Annotated in this window: 22 protein-coding genes and 1 pseudogene; 16 read left to right on the forward strand and 7 right to left on the reverse strand. The window is 35.4% G+C overall.

Annotated features, from left to right (window positions below; genetic code table 11):
• Nucleotides 1-15: 15 nt before the first annotated feature.
• Genes deoC through J3U71_RS11085 form a run of 3 tightly spaced genes read left to right on the forward strand, consistent with a single transcriptional unit; the run spans nt 16 to nt 2,095 of the window.
• Nucleotides 16-678 (forward strand): deoxyribose-phosphate aldolase, encoded by a 663-nt coding sequence (gene deoC, locus J3U71_RS11075; protein ID WP_267394311.1) that lies wholly within the window; start codon nt 16-18, stop codon nt 676-678.
• Entirely contained in the window at nt 671-1,666 is a 996-nt protein-coding gene (locus tag J3U71_RS11080; protein WP_267394313.1) for an SIS domain-containing protein, read from the forward strand. Before deoC ends, J3U71_RS11080 begins: the two co-directional genes overlap by 8 nt.
• Before the next feature lie 15 nt (nt 1,667-1,681).
• Nucleotides 1,682-2,095, forward strand: coding sequence for a PTS sugar transporter subunit IIA (locus tag J3U71_RS11085; protein WP_220269263.1), 414 nt, complete (start codon nt 1,682-1,684; stop codon nt 2,093-2,095).
• Between the two features lie 277 nt (nt 2,096-2,372).
• On the opposite strand, the gene J3U71_RS11090 is transcribed toward J3U71_RS11085, so the two are convergent.
• Entirely contained in the window at nt 2,373-4,277 is a 1,905-nt protein-coding gene (locus J3U71_RS11090; RefSeq protein WP_267394317.1) for an alpha/beta hydrolase family protein, read from the reverse strand.
• Between the two features lie 736 nt (nt 4,278-5,013).
• Here J3U71_RS11090 and J3U71_RS11670 point away from each other — a divergent pair.
• A pseudogene (locus tag J3U71_RS11670) lies at nt 5,014-5,238 on the forward strand (hypothetical protein); the annotation flags it as partial.
• Between the two features lie 351 nt (nt 5,239-5,589).
• Nucleotides 5,590-5,868 carry a transposase gene (locus tag J3U71_RS11675; protein WP_416381442.1) on the forward strand — a complete coding sequence of 93 codons (279 nt, stop codon included), beginning with the start codon at nt 5,590-5,592 and terminating at the stop codon, nt 5,866-5,868.
• Between the two features lie 371 nt (nt 5,869-6,239).
• Here the strand turns inward: J3U71_RS11675 and J3U71_RS11095 are convergent, their stop codons facing one another.
• The 3 genes from J3U71_RS11095 to J3U71_RS11105 all read right to left on the reverse strand — a co-directional run bounded on the left by J3U71_RS11095 (nt 6,240) and on the right by J3U71_RS11105 (nt 9,107).
• The gene (locus J3U71_RS11095) at nt 6,240-7,178 is read right to left on the reverse strand and encodes an NAD(P)H-binding protein (RefSeq protein WP_220269266.1); all 939 of its coding nucleotides are present in this window, start codon (nt 7,176-7,178) and stop codon (nt 6,240-6,242) included.
• Between the two features lie 13 nt (nt 7,179-7,191).
• Nucleotides 7,192-8,133, reverse strand: a complete 942-nt coding sequence (locus J3U71_RS11100; protein WP_267394320.1) for an NmrA family NAD(P)-binding protein — start codon at nt 8,131-8,133, stop codon at nt 7,192-7,194.
• 83 nt (nt 8,134-8,216) lie between these two features.
• Nucleotides 8,217-9,107, reverse strand: a complete 891-nt coding sequence (locus tag J3U71_RS11105; protein WP_267394322.1) for a LysR family transcriptional regulator — start codon at nt 9,105-9,107, stop codon at nt 8,217-8,219.
• Nucleotides 9,108-9,468: 361 nt separating this feature from the next.
• Here J3U71_RS11105 and J3U71_RS11110 point away from each other — a divergent pair, with 361 nt between their 5' ends.
• From J3U71_RS11110 to J3U71_RS11125, 4 genes are all read left to right on the forward strand, one after another.
• On the forward strand, nt 9,469-9,684 hold the full coding sequence (locus J3U71_RS11110) for a hypothetical protein (RefSeq protein WP_103751967.1): 216 nt from the start codon (nt 9,469-9,471) through the stop codon (nt 9,682-9,684).
• Nucleotides 9,685-9,803: 119 nt separating this feature from the next.
• On the forward strand, nt 9,804-10,040 hold the full coding sequence (locus J3U71_RS11115; protein ID WP_267394324.1) for a hypothetical protein: 237 nt from the start codon (nt 9,804-9,806) through the stop codon (nt 10,038-10,040).
• A gap of 146 nt (nt 10,041-10,186) precedes the next feature.
• Entirely contained in the window at nt 10,187-10,522 is a 336-nt protein-coding gene (locus tag J3U71_RS11120; RefSeq protein ID WP_103751969.1) for a PTS sugar transporter subunit IIB, read from the forward strand.
• Nucleotides 10,523-10,536: 14 nt separating this feature from the next.
• Nucleotides 10,537-10,896 carry a PTS lactose/cellobiose transporter subunit IIA gene (locus tag J3U71_RS11125; protein ID WP_103751970.1) on the forward strand — a complete coding sequence of 120 codons (360 nt, stop codon included), beginning with the start codon at nt 10,537-10,539 and terminating at the stop codon, nt 10,894-10,896.
• Nucleotides 10,897-10,982: 86 nt separating this feature from the next.
• Here J3U71_RS11125 and J3U71_RS11130 read toward each other — a convergent pair whose 3' ends face one another.
• Nucleotides 10,983-12,428: a 6-phospho-beta-glucosidase gene (locus J3U71_RS11130; RefSeq protein WP_267394326.1), complete on the reverse strand. Its 1,446-nt coding sequence runs from the start codon at nt 12,426-12,428 to the stop codon at nt 10,983-10,985.
• 157 nt (nt 12,429-12,585) lie between these two features.
• Between J3U71_RS11130 and J3U71_RS11135 the strand changes: the two genes are divergently transcribed.
• The 7 genes from J3U71_RS11135 to J3U71_RS11165 all read left to right on the forward strand — a co-directional run bounded on the left by J3U71_RS11135 (nt 12,586) and on the right by J3U71_RS11165 (nt 18,468).
• Nucleotides 12,586-13,083, forward strand: a complete 498-nt coding sequence (locus J3U71_RS11135; RefSeq protein WP_267394328.1) for a PTS cellobiose transporter subunit IIA — start codon at nt 12,586-12,588, stop codon at nt 13,081-13,083.
• 93 nt (nt 13,084-13,176) lie between these two features.
• Nucleotides 13,177-14,532 carry a PTS cellobiose transporter subunit IIC gene (gene celB, locus J3U71_RS11140; protein ID WP_267394330.1) on the forward strand — a complete coding sequence of 452 codons (1,356 nt, stop codon included), beginning with the start codon at nt 13,177-13,179 and terminating at the stop codon, nt 14,530-14,532.
• Between the two features lie 153 nt (nt 14,533-14,685).
• Nucleotides 14,686-15,273 carry a hypothetical protein gene (locus J3U71_RS11145; protein ID WP_267394332.1) on the forward strand — a complete coding sequence of 196 codons (588 nt, stop codon included), beginning with the start codon at nt 14,686-14,688 and terminating at the stop codon, nt 15,271-15,273.
• A 101-nt stretch (nt 15,274-15,374) separates the two neighbouring features.
• A complete protein-coding gene (locus J3U71_RS11150; protein ID WP_103751975.1) occupies nt 15,375-15,845 on the forward strand; it encodes a Dps family protein in 471 nt (156 codons plus the stop codon).
• 126 nt (nt 15,846-15,971) lie between these two features.
• Complete coding sequence (gene rpiA / locus J3U71_RS11155; protein WP_267394334.1) at nt 15,972-16,664, forward strand: ribose-5-phosphate isomerase RpiA; 693 nt, start codon at nt 15,972-15,974, stop codon at nt 16,662-16,664.
• A gap of 145 nt (nt 16,665-16,809) precedes the next feature.
• Nucleotides 16,810-17,730 (forward strand): nucleoside hydrolase, encoded by a 921-nt coding sequence (locus J3U71_RS11160; protein WP_267394336.1) that lies wholly within the window; start codon nt 16,810-16,812, stop codon nt 17,728-17,730.
• A gap of 12 nt (nt 17,731-17,742) precedes the next feature.
• The gene (locus J3U71_RS11165; protein WP_220269276.1) at nt 17,743-18,468 is read left to right on the forward strand and encodes a GntR family transcriptional regulator; all 726 of its coding nucleotides are present in this window, start codon (nt 17,743-17,745) and stop codon (nt 18,466-18,468) included.
• Between the two features lie 192 nt (nt 18,469-18,660).
• On the opposite strand, the gene J3U71_RS11170 is transcribed toward J3U71_RS11165, so the two are convergent.
• Together J3U71_RS11170 and J3U71_RS11175 are read right to left on the reverse strand one after the other, a co-directional pair.
• On the reverse strand, nt 18,661-19,032 hold the full coding sequence (locus tag J3U71_RS11170; RefSeq protein ID WP_267394338.1) for a bacteriocin immunity protein: 372 nt from the start codon (nt 19,030-19,032) through the stop codon (nt 18,661-18,663).
• 4 nt (nt 19,033-19,036) lie between these two features.
• Nucleotides 19,037-19,801 carry a DeoR/GlpR family DNA-binding transcription regulator gene (locus J3U71_RS11175; RefSeq protein ID WP_267394340.1) on the reverse strand — a complete coding sequence of 255 codons (765 nt, stop codon included), beginning with the start codon at nt 19,799-19,801 and terminating at the stop codon, nt 19,037-19,039.
• Nucleotides 19,802-19,806: the final 5 nt, after the last annotated feature.

The following is a 19,806-nucleotide window of genomic DNA, read 5'->3' on the forward strand; positions in this document are numbered from 1 at the left end:
AAGGTCGAAAAAAGAATGATAAACAAGAAAATTGATTATATTGATGATCCAAATGATACTTTTGAACAATATTTGGAAAAAGCAAAAAAGTATAATTTTCGAGCTGTTTTTGCTAAGCCTGAAAAAGAATATGATTTTGCTAAAGACTATTTAAGAGATACAGACATTATCATTGCTGGTGCTGTTGACTTTCCTGAAGGTAAGATGGATCTTGATAGCAAAATGAAAAGGTTTGCTGATTATGCGGCTAAGAATTTTGAAGAAATCGATTATCCGTTAAACCAAAAAAATGTTGAAAATCGGGACTTTCATGCTATTGAAAAAGAAATGGCGGCAATTTCTAGCTTCTGTAAGAAGAACGGAATTAAAGACAAAGTAATTGTTGAAATGTGTAAACTAGATGGCGACAATGCTGCAAAAGAAAAAATATGTGAAATAGCAAATCGCATTAAGCCGGCATTTCTGAAAACCTCAACCGGTAGAAGCTTTTCTGGTGCTAAGATTGAAGATGTGAAACTTATGAAACGTATTTTAGATTCATCAATCAAAATAAAGGCAGCTGGTGGGATTCACACATATTTAGAAGCAAAAAAATTCCTTAATGCAGGTGCATCAATTTTAGGAGCAAGTGCGGGTATTAAGATAGTAGAACAAGAAAAAGAGGAGAAAAATGCGTAAGTTCGATAAGAAAAAATTAATTACTAGTATGAATGGAGCACTCGAATTAAGAGGCAAGATTAATGAAATCATTGATCCATTATTTAAAAAAGGAATTACAAACATCTGCTGGTTAGGTATTGGTGGTACCTATGCTTCAGGGATGCAAGCTAACATTCATATGAAAGAAAAAAGTGCCCTTGAAACTTTCTACCAAAATGCCGCTGAATATATCGTGACTGGCAATAAGCGCATTACCGATAAAACGCTAGTTGTCATTTCTTCAGTAACGGGTAATACTAAGGAAATGGTTGATGCAGTTAAGAAATTAAACGAGGTAGGCGCCACAATTTTAGGCTTTATGGATGATCCTAAGGCTAAATTGGCAGCAGATCTAACTTATTGCATTTCTTATCCAGAAAACGAGCAATTGAAGTTCTTTATGGTTGGGGATCGTCTAATGTACTTGAACGGTGAATTTCCGGACTATGATGAATTTTATGAAGTAGTGGATAAACATTTTGCTGAGGATATTGCCGAAATTGGAGTTAAAGCAGACGACTTTGCTAAGGACTTTGCTTTAAAGCATCACGATGATGAGATTCATTACTTTGTTGGTGCGGGTAATCAATGGGGTGCAACATACTCATACGCAATGTGCTATTGGGAAGAGCAACATTGGTTAAGAACACGTGCCGTTGAAGCAGCAGAATTTTTCCATGGCATGTTTGAAATAGTTGATCGTGACACACCAGTTACTGTTTATGTTGGAGAAGATTCTCAAAGACCACTCAGTGAACGTGTTGCTAAGTTTTTACCAAAGATTTGTGGTAATTACACTATTATCGATGCTAAAGATTATGACCTCCCTGGCTTTTCAGAGAAATATCGTGGGACCCTGTCACCATTTGTTTTCCATGCAATTAATAATCGAATTGATGTTCACATTGAACACATTAACCGGCACCCAATGGACATTAGACGTTATTATCGTGCGTTAGACTATTAGGAGTGGAAAATACTAATGGTTGGAGTTTTAATTTGTACACATGGCAGTGCCGGACAGGAATTGCTGAAATCGGCAGAAATGATTTGTGGCCAGCAAGAAAATTGCCAAACAGTCAAGTTTACAGACGGTGAGTCGCTTAATCAACTAGAGCAAGAATTGAAGCAAAAAATCACTGCTCTTTCTGGCAAAGTTATTTGCTTAACTGACTTAAAAGGTGGAACACCATTTAATACGTTAGTTCGAATACTGGAAAAAAATCCGGCAATTGAAATTGTTACCGGAGTTAATATTCCAATGCTGTTAGAATTGCTGCTTAAACGTGATCAGCTGCCGCTTGATGACCTGATAAAAATGATTCTAGAAGCCGGTAAAAGCGGTATTTATCATTTTCAGCCTACACCGGCTAAGGATGAAGATGAGGAATTTTAACTAAAGAATAAGGCAGATTGATACGATCTCCGAAGTTAAGGTAAATTTAGAAGTCGTATTTCGATTGCTAAATTATCTAAGCAAGATAAGGTTTTAGAAATTGCTACAGGATATTAAGTTTAACCAAATTTTAGCAATTACAGGCAAATGCTGAAAAAGCGATTCTATCATCAAGTTCATTTAATTGGCAGCAAATAATAGCAAAGAAAATGCATCCCTTAAGGATTATTTTTATCCTTAGAGATGCATTTTTTATAACATTAAATCTATAAAATTTTTACTTTAGATATTTATCAAACCAGTTCAACGTTTCTTTTAATCTCTTAATTCGTCTGTTAGGAGCACCTTTCCTTGATAAGTCATGATTAGACCCTTGAAAGACTACCAATTTGGTTGGTATATTACGTAATTTCAACGCTTGGAACATTTGATAAGCATCAGGGATTGGACAACGAAAATCATGATCTGAATGTAAGAATAGTGTAGGAGTAGTTATATTGTTGACATAGCGAAGAGGTGAGTGGAACCAAAGCTTATCAATATCATCAGAATGTAAATCATCTGTAGCCATTTGATCATTTACGAATTCAGGACCAATATCTGAAATGTACATTGCTGTCCAAGAAGCAATGCTGCGCATGCTGACGGCAGCACTAAAGCGGTGAGTATGACCAATAACCCAATTAGTCATAAAACCACCATAACTTCCGCCTGCTAATCCAAGCTTTTCTTTGTCTACCTCTGGAACTTGTCTTAAGACTTCATCGGTAAATAACATTAAATCATCATAGTCCACAGTGCCATATTTACCGCGTAGGTCACCATATTCATCTCCCCAGCCTTCAGAACCGATTATATTGGTAAAGAAAACAAAATAACCAGCACTAGCAAGCACTTGCATCTCATGGAAAAAGCCAGCGCCATAAGTAGTGCGTGGACCGCCATGAATTTCTAAAATGGCTGGATATTTATTACCTTCTTGATAATTCAGCGGATAGAGTACCCAACCATAGCGTTGATCACCATTATGATCCTTATAATCTACTTGCTTTGGCTTCGCAACATATCTGTCTTTCAAAAATTCGTTGAAATGACTAAGTTGTTTAATTTGTCCATCTTTTTCAAATTGATAGAGTTGCTGCGGACTTTGTGGACTGTTAGCGATAAATTGTAAATGATCGCCTTGAAAGGCTAGAGAAGCAATTGAACCATTCCACTTGCCAACTAGTTCTGTTTTTTCACCGTCAAACGTATAAATTTCATTATGTGTCGCAATTGTAGCAACAAAATAAAGTTTGTTATCGTGGACAAAAGTGGTTTTGCCTGGTACTACTTCCATGTCATGGATGACAATATTGGATAAGTTATGATCCCATTCTTGCACGAGCTGCATTTCATGAGTATCTTTAAGCAAATGATAAAAATTAGGGTTCTCTTCAATGCCATATTTTTTATTATCGGTTGCTGCTAGATATAATTCATCATTTAATAACGCCACTGCACTTACAGACCAAGTTTCATGCTTAAGCAATTCGTGCAGCTTTTTTTCAGTAAGATCATATTCATAGAGACCTTTTTGGAATGGTTGATGATTTTGATATTGCGCACCGCTCAAGAACAGATGGCCATCTTGGTACCAAAAATTGCTGACTTCAAAATCTTTTGGTACTAATGAGTGCAACTCTTTGCTTTTTAAATCAAAAATAAAAAGTTGATGTCGTTTACCATTTACATTTCCCTCAGCGTTGGTCCAATAAGGTACTTCAGTTACTTCGTGCCAAGGTAAATCACCATCAATTTCTGTTAAAGAAGTCGTACCTGATAAAAGTAATTGCTTGTTTTGTAATACTTCTTGAACCGCCAAACTTTGCTTTTTAAATTCATGAACCACAGTCAAATCTTGGGTATCAGTATTTAATTTAAATAATTGCGTCTTTTGCTCATCATTTACCGTTGTAAAATATACGTTCGGTTCTTGATCAAAGACAAAAGCCGGATAAGTGTCAGTAGCTAAAATAGTAGACAAACCGGTCTTACTATTTTGCTTAACAAGTGACCACTGATATTTATCCAAATTATCAAAATTAGGATCAGCAGTTTGGAAAATACTATTATTGCCTTGTGTCTTCAAACCTCCTGCATTTGTTAAGTTTAATAAGTCTTTTGCTGTTAATCCTTGCATGTTATACCTCCATTTTAGTTAAAAACCAAGATTAATAATTTATTAAATTCTAATTTTGGCAGTTTGATTTGTCAATTTTATTTTTAAATCTATGATTTAAAAAGTAATTCACAGTGAACAATTGTAAAATGAAATTGAATACTGGTTTTGATAAAAAATCCATTAAGCCTCTTAGATAAAATGTCGTTTGTTGCTAACTAGCTCAAGAGAAACATATTTATAAACTCTTTACGTTTTAATATGTCTACCACCTAAAAAGGCAAGCATCTTTCTTTTATAGATTAGGTAATAATTATCCAAGTTTTGCAGGGACAAAGCCAATCCTTGCGCTAAATTATCGCCAATCACAATTTCTCATGCTTTACAGCAAAATACGAGTTTAATCTAGACCAAATTTCTTTGTATTACGGTAAATAGCATCGCTATGATGCTGAAAGCTCAGCTATGTTATCAGACATGGCACTTGGCAAGCAAGATCATACGTTCATGTCTAAATAGATAGAGAATGTCAGACAAATAAGTTGACTAAATAAAGTTATCTTAATTAAAAATATTAAAAAAGTATCTCTTCCTCGTATGATTAAAGTATCAAGCAATATCGTAGAAAAGAGAGATTCCTATATGAACAACATAACTAAACAAATCATAATTACATTAATTAAATCTGGTAGTTATGACTTAAAAGTCTTTAGCTAGCAATTAGGATATGTTTTTGAATTAATTTCTCAAAGCTGAATGGGCTAGTTTCTTGGGCTATAATCAATATAATTGGTTTAGTGTTAATACTGGTGGCTTTCCCAGTGGCATCTATATTATTAGGTTTGATACTCAGTTTAAAACTCTTAATTTGAAAATTCCGCGTGATCGTATTGGTGACTTCAAGCAACAGACTATGCCAAACAATGATCGATTAAAAAACAAACCACGACCCAATTTTAAACACTTTGCACAACTATTGTAGAAATCTTTCAGTTAATCCAATTTATGTATAATGTATTACGTTTATGCAACAGTCTCTAATATTACCAAGACCACTTTATCTGAAGTAGGGTAGTTTCATTAATACAAGCTACAAGACAAATATTTCCGTATATTCTTAGAAACCTCTTTCATCGATTTGAAACGAGAACACGTAAGTCTTGAAGTATTTTTGTTTGCTTTAGAAATCAAACTTGATAGACACAAGTGAGCAATTAACTATTGCATTTTGCTGAATGAAAGCATGATCTCTAAGAATACGGCTTAAAGCAGGTGCGGCCCTTGCAACAGTAATTAAGAGCTTTTATTATAAAGTTTCATTCGCCACTCCCATGTGCATATCATAAATAAGTTGCGTAATAAATTCAGAAAGCATGACCATATATTCGTTTTGACTGATCTTATGTCTTTACATCGTACTCATAATCTAAACCAAACGCATAAAACCCTTAACCATTTTCACAAAAGCAAAGCAAAATATCTTAGTATTATTAGGCAACTAAAAGTGATTGTGGCCGAAATATTGGGTTTCATGGATTATTACCCATCGCCAATCAGAGTTTCAATTTATTCTACTAATCAGATCAAAAGTTTTCACAAACGAATGAAGTGAAAGACTAAAATTACGTAACAATTTCCCACTGAAGACTCATTAGGCATCCTCCTTGAATAACAGGTGCTAGTTTTAAACAGTTTCGTTGTAGCTGAGAAAGTAGCACGCTGCTTCAATGACATATACGTATGAGTCATCCTTTGATGAAAGCAAGTCAGTGGATTAGGTTTCCATTTACACATAATTATTGAGACTTTTATCCCATTTTTACTTCTCCATAAAAATATTTCATTGATGTTATGGCATAATTAGCACTATTTTTACTTTTGTCGGAACCGTAGTTATGGCTAATCTATTATGCTTGAGAAAGTAAAAAAGGTAAATCTTTTTATTACGATTTACCCTTTTGAGCTATTTGGTAGTATTTGGTTTTATTCGGTAGGATGACGATCGCCTAACTGGAAGTCCTCTTCATGTTCAAACATATATCTAACTGTGATTTGTTTCTTACCACATAATTTAGTAAAATCGCTAACCGGCACATCTAAATAACCATCTCTAACAGTAGTACCAAAGGTAACCATTCCGTCAGAAGTTGCTTGAATGGGACTTTTGGAGAAATCACCGTCGGTATTTCTGGGAACACCGATACTATGAAAGTAGTCATAAAGTTCCTGATCCGTTTTCTTAATGTAACTAATGTTGTTGCCTGTCACTTCATTTGCTATTTTTAGGAAAGCATCATAGGTGAATGGCTCACAGCCATTAATGTTTAAAATAGCACGGTGGAGTAGGTCATTGTTTAAAGCACAAGAAGCACTTAATGCCGCATCTCTTCTAGAGATAAACCATACTCGACCCTCACCCATGTTTTTTTCAATGCTGTCTTCATGATTATTAACTGCTCTGAAGTAATCGGTAATGAATGCTTCCGCAAAAAGTGAATTACGTAAGATAATATAATCCAAATCAGTGTTTTGAATAATAGATTCAGTATAACCATGATCTGCATTTTCAACACTAGGATTGAAAGGATTTCCAGATGATAGTACTGAAGTGTAGATAATTTGACCAACATGAGCCTTAACACAAGCATCTACACAATTTTTGTGTGCTTTTCTTCTCTTAGCACCAACGAATGGCATGGAAACTAATAATACTTTATCCGCATTTGCATAAATTTTAATTAAATTATCTGGGCTATTGAAGTCAGCAACCGCTGTTTTAATACCCATTTTCTTGTAATTTTCTAATTTATCTGCACGTGGAGCAGTGAAGAGCAAATCTTCTTTAGGAATTAATTTTAAAACATCTTCAGCTACCAATTTACCAAAATTGCCATCCACACCATTAACTACAATCTTTTTCATTTTGCGCGCCTCTTTAATTATCTTTAGAATGGCGATCACCGATTTGGAAGATGTTTTTATGCTCAAACATGTATTTAACAGTAATTGGATCATCACCAGTTAACTTCTTGAAGTCATCAGTGAACATGTCCATTTTTCCTTCATGAATTGCTTGGCCAAAGGTGACCATACCTTCTGAACTGAATGGAGCAGCGGAATGCTTTTGAAATTTACCATCTGTAGTCCTAGGAACTCCCATTTTATCAAAAACTGCATAGTTTTCTTCATCAGAAATTTCTTCATAGCTTACACGATTGCCAGTAACTTTGTTTCCAATTTCGATAAATCTACTAATGGTCATGAGTTCAGCACCATTGATGTTAAGAATACGGTAATGTAAATTATCAGCCAGGAGGGCATAGGCAACAGCTTTGGCACAATCTTTTCTGGAAATATAGGCCATCTTACCATCACCTTGATTATTACAAATTACCCCACCGTTATTTACATAAGTGAAATAGTTAGTAATCATGGCTTCAGCGTATTGTGAATTCCTTAAAAGAATATAATCTAAACCAGTATTTTCAATATAGTTTTCAGTATAAGCATGATCAATTTTTTCTTTACTTGGATTCATCGGATCACCAGCATTTACTAATGAAGTATAAATAATCTTATTTACACCAGCTCTTTTCGCTGCATCAATTGCGTTCTTTTGAGCTTGACGTCTCTTTTCACCAACAAATGGCATGGAGATTAAAGCGAGAACATTGCCTCCTTTAAAACTATCAATTAGTCCATCCGTATGATTAAAGTCAGTTTGTTTGGTGGCAATACCCATGTTTCGATACTTCTTTAAGCTATCTTCGGAATAGCCACAAAAAACTAAATTGCTTTTATCCGTTAGTTTCAATAAGTATTCAGCTGCTTGACCACCTAAGTTGCCGTCAACGCCTGTCAAAATATATTTGGTCATAATTAATCTCCTTAATATAATTTATCTACAATTAAACTATAAATGAAAGCGGCTTCCTTGACCAATATATAAAAACACTATTGTTATAGGTTGAACCTATATGCAACTATATTTTTGATTTCATTTGTTAAAGAAATAATTTTAGATGATGCATTCTTTTTGTAGGCTATGACACGCTGATATGAATGGGGAGAATTCTTGATTTTAATTAACTTTAAGTTGGGATTTTCAAGTTTCATTGGGAAATCTTCAGGGAAAAAGCCAATCAAATTCTTTTGTTGAATCATAAAAAGTTCACTTTCAACATTATCGACAATCTCTCCAATATTCGGCTTTTCGCCTGCTTTTTGTGATCTTTTGATCATTAAATCATAAGATTTTCCAATACTTGTAGGAGTAATCATGACAGAAGGATATTGATAAATTTCATCCATTGTCACTTCGCTTTTTATAGCTAGTGGATGGTCCTTCCTTATTCCTATCTTATAATGACCATTTGAAAGCGGAATAGTTTCAATATCTGGCTCATCGACAAATTCAGAGTCAAAGGTAATTGCAAAATCAATCTTTTCGTTTCGAAGGTAGGGAGTAAGGTTAATCATTAACTCTTTAGCTACTGAAACCTTTTTTTGATACAACGGCATGTAGCTGAAAAGCGTATTTAGGTAAGATAAATCTTGCAGGGATGTGTAAGCAATTTTAAGCCTTTGCTCTTTTTGCTGTTCCATTTCTTCATTCAGACGATCAATATCTTTGAGAATGATTTCAGACCATAGATATAGCAGTCGTCCTGCTTCAGTAACAGAAATAGGTATTGTATTGCGGTCGATTAATTTTACATCATATGTTGCTTCTAATTCTTTAATTTGTTGACTGATTGAAGTTTGAGCTACATGATTTTTACTTGCGGCTTTAGTGAAGCTGCACAAATCAACTACATCTTTAAAGTATTTTAGTTTGATAATTGATAGCATTTTTACCTCATTGATTTATCTTTTTTCTACATGTATCTAATATTATAAAATAGAGATAAGTAAAGAGGGCATCAAGAAGTACAAGTTATAAAAAAGATTTAATCATTTGAAGAATGTATTTGGCATGCACTGAGCGCGCCTAAGAGACGGAAGAAAAGTTAAAAATGTTCTATATTTGAGGCTTATTACCATGAGTTCGAAAAAATATTTGTAAAGAAACGAACCAAATAGTCCATTTTTATTAATAGAAAGAAGAAAAAGCCAGTTTTTGTCATAATATTTTAATGTTTACCTTGTTTTTTGAATCTGCTATTATATTCGCATATGAATATTTGATTATTAATTTGTTTGAGGCAAAAAAATGAGTCTAATTAATCCAGTAATTGATCGTGTTGTTTGTATTGCTGTCATTGTTTTGGGTGTAATCGAATTAATTTACAGTGTTAAATACGCCAAAACAATCTTTACTAAGGGAACTAACAATGCATTTTCATTGATTGCAGTTGTATTTGCCTTTTTCTTTGGCTTTGCCCTTTTGGGAACAGGAGTGTCAGGCTTTTTTCAACTATTTTTCTAAAATAACCATAGCTACTAAAAATTCATTTATTTTTCATTGTAATTTATGTTAAAGCTAAAAGAAAGTGCTATCATAAACGTTAGAAAGAGTATAATTTTTTACGATTGTGAGGTATAAAGATGTTATTGACTGAAAATTTATTCACGCTACTTAAAGGAAATTACCTTGTGATGATAGCAGGAATTATTCTTTTGGTTTTAGGTGTCGTTGAACTATTGTTAAGTATTAAAAATATGAGAAATCTTAAGAAAACGAAGGGGCAAGTTGGGTTTGCACCAATTTCGATGGTAGCTGCTTTATTCATCGGCGCTTCCTTAGTTCTTGTTGGACTTATGTTTTTAGTTGCCAGTTTATAAGTTTAATCCGGCCAACTTGAAGCATAATTTATTTTAAAAAAGTCGAAATTATTTTAAATAATCTTTACTTTTAAATCGAAAGCGCTAACTTAAAAGTGCTATAATAGAATAAATCTTATGGATACATTTAGGAGGAACATACTATTATGGCAGAACAAACAATTATGTTAAATTGTAGCGCTGGAATGAGTACTTCATTGTTAGTAACGAAAATGCAGCAAGCAGCGAAGGACCAGGGCATTGATGCTAATATCTTTGCTTGTCCAGCTTCTGAGGCACAACAACATATTGAACAGGATCATCCAGATTGCGTTTTGCTTGGACCACAAGTTCGTTATATGGAAAGTGACTTTAAGAATAAGGTCAAGGGCCAAGGTAAAGACGGCAAGGATATTCCACTTGCTGTAATCGATATGCGTGCATATGGCATGATGGACGGTGTTCAGGTTTTGAAACAAGCTGAAGACTTAATTAACGGTTAGCATAGGGGATAATAATGGCAGAAAACAAAACTACTGAACAAGAAGAACAAGCAACTTTAGAATCAGCTATGGGCTTAATTGCCAATGGAGGTAATGCTAAGAGTTTAGCTTTTGAAGCAATTCGGTTAGCTAAAAAGGGTGACATCGACGGTGCCCGGGCTAAGTTGAAAGAATCTGACGACTCATTAACTGAAGCACATAATTCGCAAACCGGAATGCTTACTAAAGAAGCTCAAGGTGAACATACTAAAGTTACTTTGTTAGTAGTTCACTCACAAGATCATTTAATGAATGCAATTACTTTTAGAGATTTAGCAGGCGAGATGGTCGATTTATATGAAAAATTATACGAAACTGGTACTTTAAAGAAATAAGCAATCAGTTACGCGATAATGATCGAAACAAAAAAACGAAGTTGTTAGTAACTTCGTTTTTTTTGTTAGTTTTAATTAGCTCTAATTTAAGCTAAATCTGCACCATTTGAATTGATAACTTTCTTGTACCAGTCAAATGAGTCCTTGCGTGAACGTTTCAATGTTCCTTTACCAGCATCATTTTTATCAACATAGATAAAACCATACCGTTTATCCATTTGGCCTGTTCCAGCGGATACAAGATCAATTGGTCCCCAAGGAAGGTAGCCCATTAAATCTACGCCATCAAGTTCAACTGCTTTTTCCATTTCTGAAATGTGCTTTCTCATGTAGTCGACACGATAATCATCATGAATTGAGCCATCTTTTTCGACCTTATCATAAGCACCCAAACCATTTTCAACAATAAATAGTGGTACATGATAGCGGTCAGTCAAATGATTCAAAGAAATTCGTAAACCTTCAGGATCAATTTCCCAACCCCAATCACTGCGTTCTAGCGTTGGGTTTTTAGCAATAGCCTTGGATAAGTCATTTAATTCATCAGGCTTAACTTTTTCGGCAGAAACAGTAGTTGATTGGTAATAACTAAAACCAACGTAATCAACCGTTCCTTCTTTTAGGACTACACGATCTTCATCAGTAATATCAGGTCTGTAGCCATTACGCTCAATGTATGCCTCAACTTCTTTTGGATATTCACCAAAAACGTGAACATCTGAGAACCAGTCACGTCTTTGCTCAAATTTGTCGGCCAGCAGAACATCATCTGAAGACGGGGTAAGCGGACGAACTGGTGAGTAATTGATCATACAACCAATTTGGAAGTCAGGATTAATTTTATGACCAATTTTTACTGCCAAGGCTGAAGCAACTAGTTCGTAGTGTGCAGCTTGGTACATGGCAGCTTCTTTTTCTTTATCTGTTAACCCGTTGAGAATAATGCCGGAGTTAGTGGCCATTAAGAAGTCTTCAGTGTATGCTGCTTGATTGTCGATTTCGTTAAAAGTCATCCAGTATTTGACACTGTCCTTATAGCGCTTAAAACAAACAGTCGCAAACCGGACAAAGAAGTCGATCAGTTTACGGTTAGTAAACCCATGATATTTTTTGACTAAATTAAATGGGATTTCAAAGTGCGACAAAGTAATTACTGGTTCGATGCCATAATGATGACAGGTAGCAAATAAATCATCGTAGAATTTCAAGCCCGCTTCATTTGGCTGCTCGTCATCGCCGTTAGGAAAAATTCTCGTCCAGGCAATTGAGGTTCTAAATGCCTTAAAGCCCATTTCAGCCATTAATTTAATATCTTCTTTGTAGTGATGATAAAAATCAATTGCACTGTGGTTAGGATAGTTTTTCCCTTCAATGACACCGTCAGTAATTTCACGTGGCTTAGTGGCTGAACCGACAGTCATGACATCGGCAACTGATATGCCTTTTCCGTCAACATTCCAAGCTCCTTCTAACTGGTGGGCAGCAACTGCACCACCCCATAAAAAGCCGTCTGGCATTTTTGCTGAGTACATTGTTATCTCCTTTTTATTGTATTATGCTGATAGCACTAACAGATCTATTTTATATCAAATAAGTTTAGTCAAGCAAGTTAATCTCGGCTAGCTTTAATTAAGATATTAGGGATATAATGAAATAATATATGCATAAGTGTTAGGGGAATAAAGAATATTGAATAAATTTCAATCAAAAAGCGTTGCCGAAAAGAAAAAAGCAGACAGTATTAAATACTTGTATTTTAGTCGCTATTTAATGCTCCGTTATATCGTAATAATTTTTTTATTTACTAACCTTTTCTGGTTACTAATTTTAACTCAATACCAGAGGTGGCTAGGAATTATTATTTCAGGAATAATGACGATTTTAGCAGCAATTGCTGCCATCGAGCAGCTAACTAAAATGCACAATCGGAAGCGGGATATTCCTGCTACCAGGTATTATCTTTGGCTTCAAATCGGAGTCAACGTCGCTTTAGTCTGCTGTGTATTTTTACCGCTAAAAGACCAGTTATTCCCGTTTTTAACTAATATGAGTTCTGTGTATTTAATTTGTGCAATTTTTTTAATTGGTATTCTTTTATGCTATCTTTGCGAGCGACGAATTCGGAATATTAGGTTAGGCAAGGATAAATATCAAAAACTAATAGCTACTTTCAAAAAAATTAATTGAAAAAAGATTGCTTTTATAATGATAATTCTTACAATAAATATATAACTAATTCAACAATATAAATTAATTATAGAAGGGAGTTTTTTAAATATTATGGCTGATACTACAAAAAAGCCGTTAAAAGATAAGATTGGTGAAATAGCTGGGAAGTTTGCCGCAACACGCTTTGTTAGGGCAATCATGGATGCGGGCTACAGCGTTATTTCATTTTCAATTGTCGGAGCATTTTTCTTAATCCTGACTGTTTTGCCACAGGTTATTAAAATACCTGCTTTTGTTAGTTTTTATGCAAATACAATTGGGCGCTTTTCAGTACTGTTTAGTTCTGTTTATAATGCCACGATGGGAATTATCGCCCTGGTATTTTCAGGCACCTTCGCCTATTCGTACACTAAAATTTATCATGATGAGGAACACATTAACTTAATTCCAATGAACGGATTAATGATGTTCTTAATGGGCTTTTTCATTACCGTAGCTGAATTGGTTTGGAAGAATGGCCAAATGCAATTTGTTCAGGTCTTTACCAAAACTAAAATGGTTGCTAGTGGATATGAGGCCTCGGCTAGTGGTATTTACCGGATTGGTGCTGTCGGTATTTTCATTGGGTTAGTTATTGCCTGGTTGACCGTTCAAATCTATCGCTACACCATTAAGCATAACTGGCAAATAAAGATGCCGGCTTCAGTGCCATCTGGTGTATCTAATTCCTTTAGTGCCTTGATTCCAGCTTTTTGTGTTGCAGTCGTGGTTTCTGCTTTAAACGGGGCATTAGTTATTGCAGGCACGGATATGTTCAACTTACTGTTCATTCCGTTCTCGTTTATCAGTGATATTGCTGACACCTGGTGGGGCTTCTTGATTATTATCTTCCTGATTCACTTTTTATGGTGGTTTGGGATTCATGGAGCAACGATTATCAGTTCTTTCTATATGCCAATTATTCTTGCCAATATGGCAGATAATGCTCAAAGAGGAGGCCATCACTTTTTTGCCGGCGATCCGACTAATGCATTTATTACGGTGGGTGGTTCAGGCGCGATGCTTGGTGTGGCCATTTGGTTAGCCTTTCGGGCTCGCTCGGCACAATTAAAAGAATTGGGGAAAGTGGAAATTATTCCGGCAATCTTTAATATTAACGAACCGTTAATTTTTGGCTTACCAATTGTTTACAACGTAGATTTGTTTATTCCGTTTGTTTGTGCACCGCTTGCTTCGGGGATTGTTGCATATTTAGGCATTGTTTCAAAATTGGTGCCAGTAATCAGATTTCAACAACCTTGGCCGACACCAGTTGGCTTGAGTGGCTTCATTGCTACGACCAGTTGGCAAGGCGGCGTTCTTTCAATCGTCTGTGCAATTGTTGCTTTTCTTGTTTGGTACCCTTTTATCAAACACTTTGACAACACCTTATTAAAACAAGAACAAGAAACAGCAGCTGCCGAATAAACTTTAACTTAGATAAAAATTCTGTCTGAAGAGAAATTAAACTAGCAAATGATGGTTTAGCTTAAACTCTCAGGCAATTTTTTGTTTTATTTTTGGTAACGCTTTACTATAAGCTAAAAGGTGCTAAAATAACTTTAATTTTAGCAAGAAAGTGTGAATGAAATGATTACTTTTGGCAAGAAAATGAATTTTCGCCCTTTAGTGATATCGTTAGCTTATTTTTTATTGGCTAGTTTGATTGCTTGGGATGTTTTAGCAATAGTTAATTCTCAAAATGAAAATTGGGCTTGGGTAATTGGTCTTATTTTCTTCGCCTTGGTAGCCTTTGGCTACTATCCAAATGTTTTACCTGTTGAGTTTAATTATTGCGAGATTTCAGCTAAAAAAATTCGCTATTATGATCATGGCAGTTACTGGAATCGCATTAAGATGATCTTTCTTGGCAAGGCAAGTCCACTGAAAGAGATTGCTACTAGTGAAGTTGTTGATGCGAAATTTTTAGGCAAAAAAAGCTTGGTTAAGATGGCACCAACAATCTTTTATCCAATGATTTTGATTTATTTTGTTGGAATTATTTCAAGTGTAAATAACTTATGTGGTTTTCAATTGAATCTTGCAGACGGGCAAGAAATCACCTTGTCTCTATCACGTGATAAGATTTATGAACCGGAAAAAACCATTAACCAGTCAGAAAAGGCTCTTGAGTTAATTAATCAAGGTTATACTTTGAGCAAATCATAAACTGTCCGTTTTTAATTTGCTAATCAATATTTTAGTAATTAATGCGCTTACTGGATATAATAAAAGTGTAACAATATTATATATTTGGGAGGCATTTTTAGATGAAATATCCTAAGACAAAAGAAATATTAAACCAACTTGTTGCTGACTTAACGCAATTACATATGGTAGTTCACCAACACCACTGGTATATGCGGGGCAATCGGTTTATAAAGCTGCACCCATATTTAGATAAAGTAATGGATGAATTAGCTAATCAGCTGGATGAAGTTTCAGAGCGGCTGATTACACTGGATGGCTCACCAGTTTCTACTCTGAGTGAAATTGCCGAGAAGACCAATATTAAAGATGAAAAAGGTAATTGGGACGAGACAATTGATGAGCGCTATGCCAAGATTATTGCAGGTTACCACTATCTTGATGACTTATATCGCGAAGGCATTAAGGCCAGCGATGAAGAGGGCGATTATGCCACTAATGATTTGCTTACCGGCTTTTTAGCTGAAGTAGAGAAACGGATTTGGATGATGTCTGGTGAAATTAATAAAGCACCAGAAATCGATCCTGAATAAGCTATGAAAATACTAAAAAAGGCAGTTTAATTAAATTGCCTTTTTTTGTGTCTTCTTTTAGGTTGATCTTTGCTATAATGAGATTAAGTTGTAGTGTTAGTAACGATTGTGTAGAAAGCAAGAGCAATGGATAAGAAAAAGCAGGATGAACTAAAAAATAAAGCAGCAATTAAGGCAGCAGAGTTAGTAGAGCCAGGGATGAAATTAGGTGTTGGCACTGGCTCAACAATTGCCTTTTTTATTGATGCACTAGGAAAACGGAAAAAAGAAGAGGGACTTGACTTAGAAGCTATTGTTACTACTTCAAGCAGAAGTAAAAAACAGCTTGAAAAGTGGGGCTTCACGGTTAATGAATTAGCAGAAGTGGATCAGTTAGACTTGACAATTGATGGGGCTGATCGAGTTGACGTTAATTTTGACGGTATTAAAGGTGGCGGTGGCGCCTTAACAATGGAAAAAAATGTCGCCGCAAATTCGGAAAAAGTGCTGTGGATTGTTGATGAGTCGAAGTTAGTTGATCGTTTAAGCGGCTTTCCGTTACCGGTAGAAATTTTACCGATTTCCTGTGAACAAAATTTTCGGCGTTTTAGAAATGATGGCTTGAACCCGTCTTGGCGAATGGATGGCAATAAACGGTTTGTCACGCATTATGGCAATTATATTGTTGATTTAAACGTTGATCCAATTCCGATTCCGCGTGGATTAGATGATTACCTAGACAAAGTGGTTGGTGTTGTTGAAACTGGCCTATTCCTTGATATGTGCGATGAAGTAATTATTGCTCGTTCAGATGGCGAAATCGAAGATCGCGAAAAATAAAAGAGTAACATGGTAAATTAATTAGTATGAATCCGTCAAACGTAATCTGTTTTGACTGATTCATATTATTTTTTCAAGGTAAAAAGACAATCGTTAAATAGATTTGGTATGATGGTCTTATATCTTTCAAGGAAGAGGAATTTCGATGACTAAAAAACCTTTGATTATCAGTACTGATCCCGGCATTGATGACGTAGTAGCAATTACTATTTCATTATTTGCAAACGATCTTGATGTTAAATTGATTGCTGCAACTTGGGGCAATGTTCCTTTGGCTAAAACATTACTCAATGCTTTAAAATTGGAAACTTTCTTGGGGACAAAAGTGCCAGTTGTTTCTGGAGCTAGTCGTCCGTTATTGCGTGAAGCAATTGATGCTTCTGATGTCCACGGTAAAAGTGGTTTGGCTGGCTATGACTTCCCGGAGCCAGATAAGTCATTACTTAAACCAGGAATTGCTGCAGATGCAATCCATGAAGTTGTAACTAGCAGCCCAGAAAAAGTAACTTTAATGCAAATTGGTCCAGCGACTGATTTTGCTCTTTATTTTAGACAGTACCCGGAAGATATGGCTAAGATTGAGCAGTTAGTAATTATGGGCGGTGCGATTGGTCGCGGTAATTGGGGCCCATACAGTGAATACAACGTAGCTGGTGATCCCGAAGCAGCCCAGATTGTTTTTTCTAGCGGTATTAAGATCTTGCTTGCTCCGCTTGAATTGGGGCATGAAGCTTATGTGACCCAAAATACCCTTCAAGAAGTCAAAAAATTGGGCAAAACTGGTGATATGCTTTATCATATTCTAACTAATTTACATGATAAGACTTCAAATGATAGTCGTGAAATTTACGATGCTTTAGCTGCGGGAATGTTAATTAACCCAGATATGTATACCTTCAAGCCGGCCCATGTTGTTGTTGATACCAAGAGCCCATATGCCTATGGCGCTTCGCTGATCGATTTTGATAATTTCTTTGACAAGCCAGTTAATGCAGAAGTAGGGGTAGAGATAAATCAGGCTACATTTGCCCATTGGTTTATTGAAGCAATCAAAAAAGCAGAATAATTGAGGAGAAAAATGGCAGATTTCGTTTATCGGACTGTGATGCACGATATAAAACAGAATATTTTAGATAATAAGTATGATGGGATGCGCCTTCCTGATGAGCGAAGTCTTGCAGAACACTACCAAGTGAGCCGCTCTTCAATGAAGCGGGCAATGGAACTTTTATCTCAGCAAGGGATAGTTTTTAAAAAGCGTGGTAGCGGGACATTTATTAACCCTCTTTATCTGAAAAACCAGTCACTATTTCGCTATGAAGGGTCAAATTTAGGTTTAACAGATAGCTTAAAAGTTCCAGGTAAAAAACAAGGAATTAAATTGTTAGACTTCAATGTAGTTAAAGCATCGGAATCGATTAGGCAGGATTTATTTTTAAATGAAGATGATTTTGTTTATGAATTTCGGCGCCTCCGCTACCTTGATGCGCAGCCGTTTTTGATTGAAACCGGCTATGTTCCTATCAAAATTGTGCCGGAATTAAAGCCGGAAAATTTACAGAAATCTTTGTTTAACTATTTGGAAGATACTCAAAATAAGGTGGTAACCAAAGCATTTCTCAATATTACGGTTGAATCTTCGAGTAAGGAAGACCAGGAACGAATGACATTAAAGACAACCGAGCCGGTGGGTGTTATAGAAGGTATTTTCTTTCTTGATGACGGCACGCCATTTGAAGTTTCAACAATGCGAATTCATTATCAATACATGAGATTCAATACATTTGTAAATTTGAATAAATAAAAAACGAGTATCAAAATAACATGAAACAAGTCGATTAGTTGGTAATAATTGTTTGTGTTTGAATAACGAGTGAAATAATATCATAGACTATGAAACGATACTAAAAAGGACGCTGAATTCATTGTTCAGCGTCCTTTTTGGTTTAAAAATAATTTCTCAAAAAAATTGGATACATTTTATCTAAAAAAGAAACTAACTATTTTTAAATTGGCGTAAATCCGTAATGGGCCCAGAATAGACAAAGTTCAAATTGATCTTCTTTGTATTTGTACCCAAAAGCTGCAATAAATTTTGTTGCTCACAAGTTAAATGCAAATGCTCTAAAGCAATCGTTGCTTGAATGTACATTACTAATTTTCCTGTATACGCCAACGGGTGGTCATGACAGTCGAATTTGCGCATTACCAGGCCAATTGCATCACGTATTTTGCGGTATTTACCAATATTTAGCTCATTATAGATATTGTTGAAAAAACTATTATAAAACTGTTCTAATTCTTGATAAACCTCTTTATCTAACTGTTTATTCTGAATAGCATAATGGTTAGTAAAAAAGTTTTGCATGACCTCACTTCCTTAGCACCGGAATAATTTGCGTACTCGGTGCAAAACAACTTTGCATTTCTTGTGCCAAAGGTGTGTCTGTGATCAACACGTCAATTTGTTCAAGGGGAATAGACATAAAAGGAGAAGTGTTTTGACTGTTAAACTTGTATTGCTCCGCAACCACAACGACTTGCTTTGCTCTAGAGGCAGCGAGTCTGGTCAATTCAGAATCACTCATTCTATTCGAATATATGCCATCTTTTTTAACATTAGAAGTTCCAATAAAAGCGGTGTTAAAACTCATTCGTTCCAGCGTTTTTAATGAAGTCACAGAATAACTAAAGCGATGTTCTTTATCAATTTTTCCACCTAATAACCGTACAGCAGGCATTCTTGATTGCATCAACTCTAGGGAGTTATCAATTGAATTGGTGACAATCTGGATATCGATACCATTAATGAGTTCGCATAGTTTTTTTAGGGTAGTGGAAGGACCAATAAAGTCGCATTGATTAGGGTGAACAAAACGTTGGGCCATCTGAGCCATTTTAGTTTTAATGGGTGAATCAATTTGGTTTCTTGTTAAAAAGTTGGGCACGTTATCCTGATTATTTGCCAGCAGGCCACCATGAACACGGATAGCTTGTCCCGTTGAGGTTAAGCGCAACACATCACGACGAGCGGTATCAAATGAAACATTAAAATAATTAGCTAAATCTCTAGTAACTAAATGGTGTTTCTGATTCAATAACTGCCTAATTTCATGAATTCGTTCTTCTTGTGTCATTGCCA

Source organism: Lactobacillus sp. B4015 (genome assembly GCF_026536055.1).
GTDB classification, from domain to species: domain Bacteria; phylum Bacillota; class Bacilli; order Lactobacillales; family Lactobacillaceae; genus Lactobacillus; species Lactobacillus panisapium.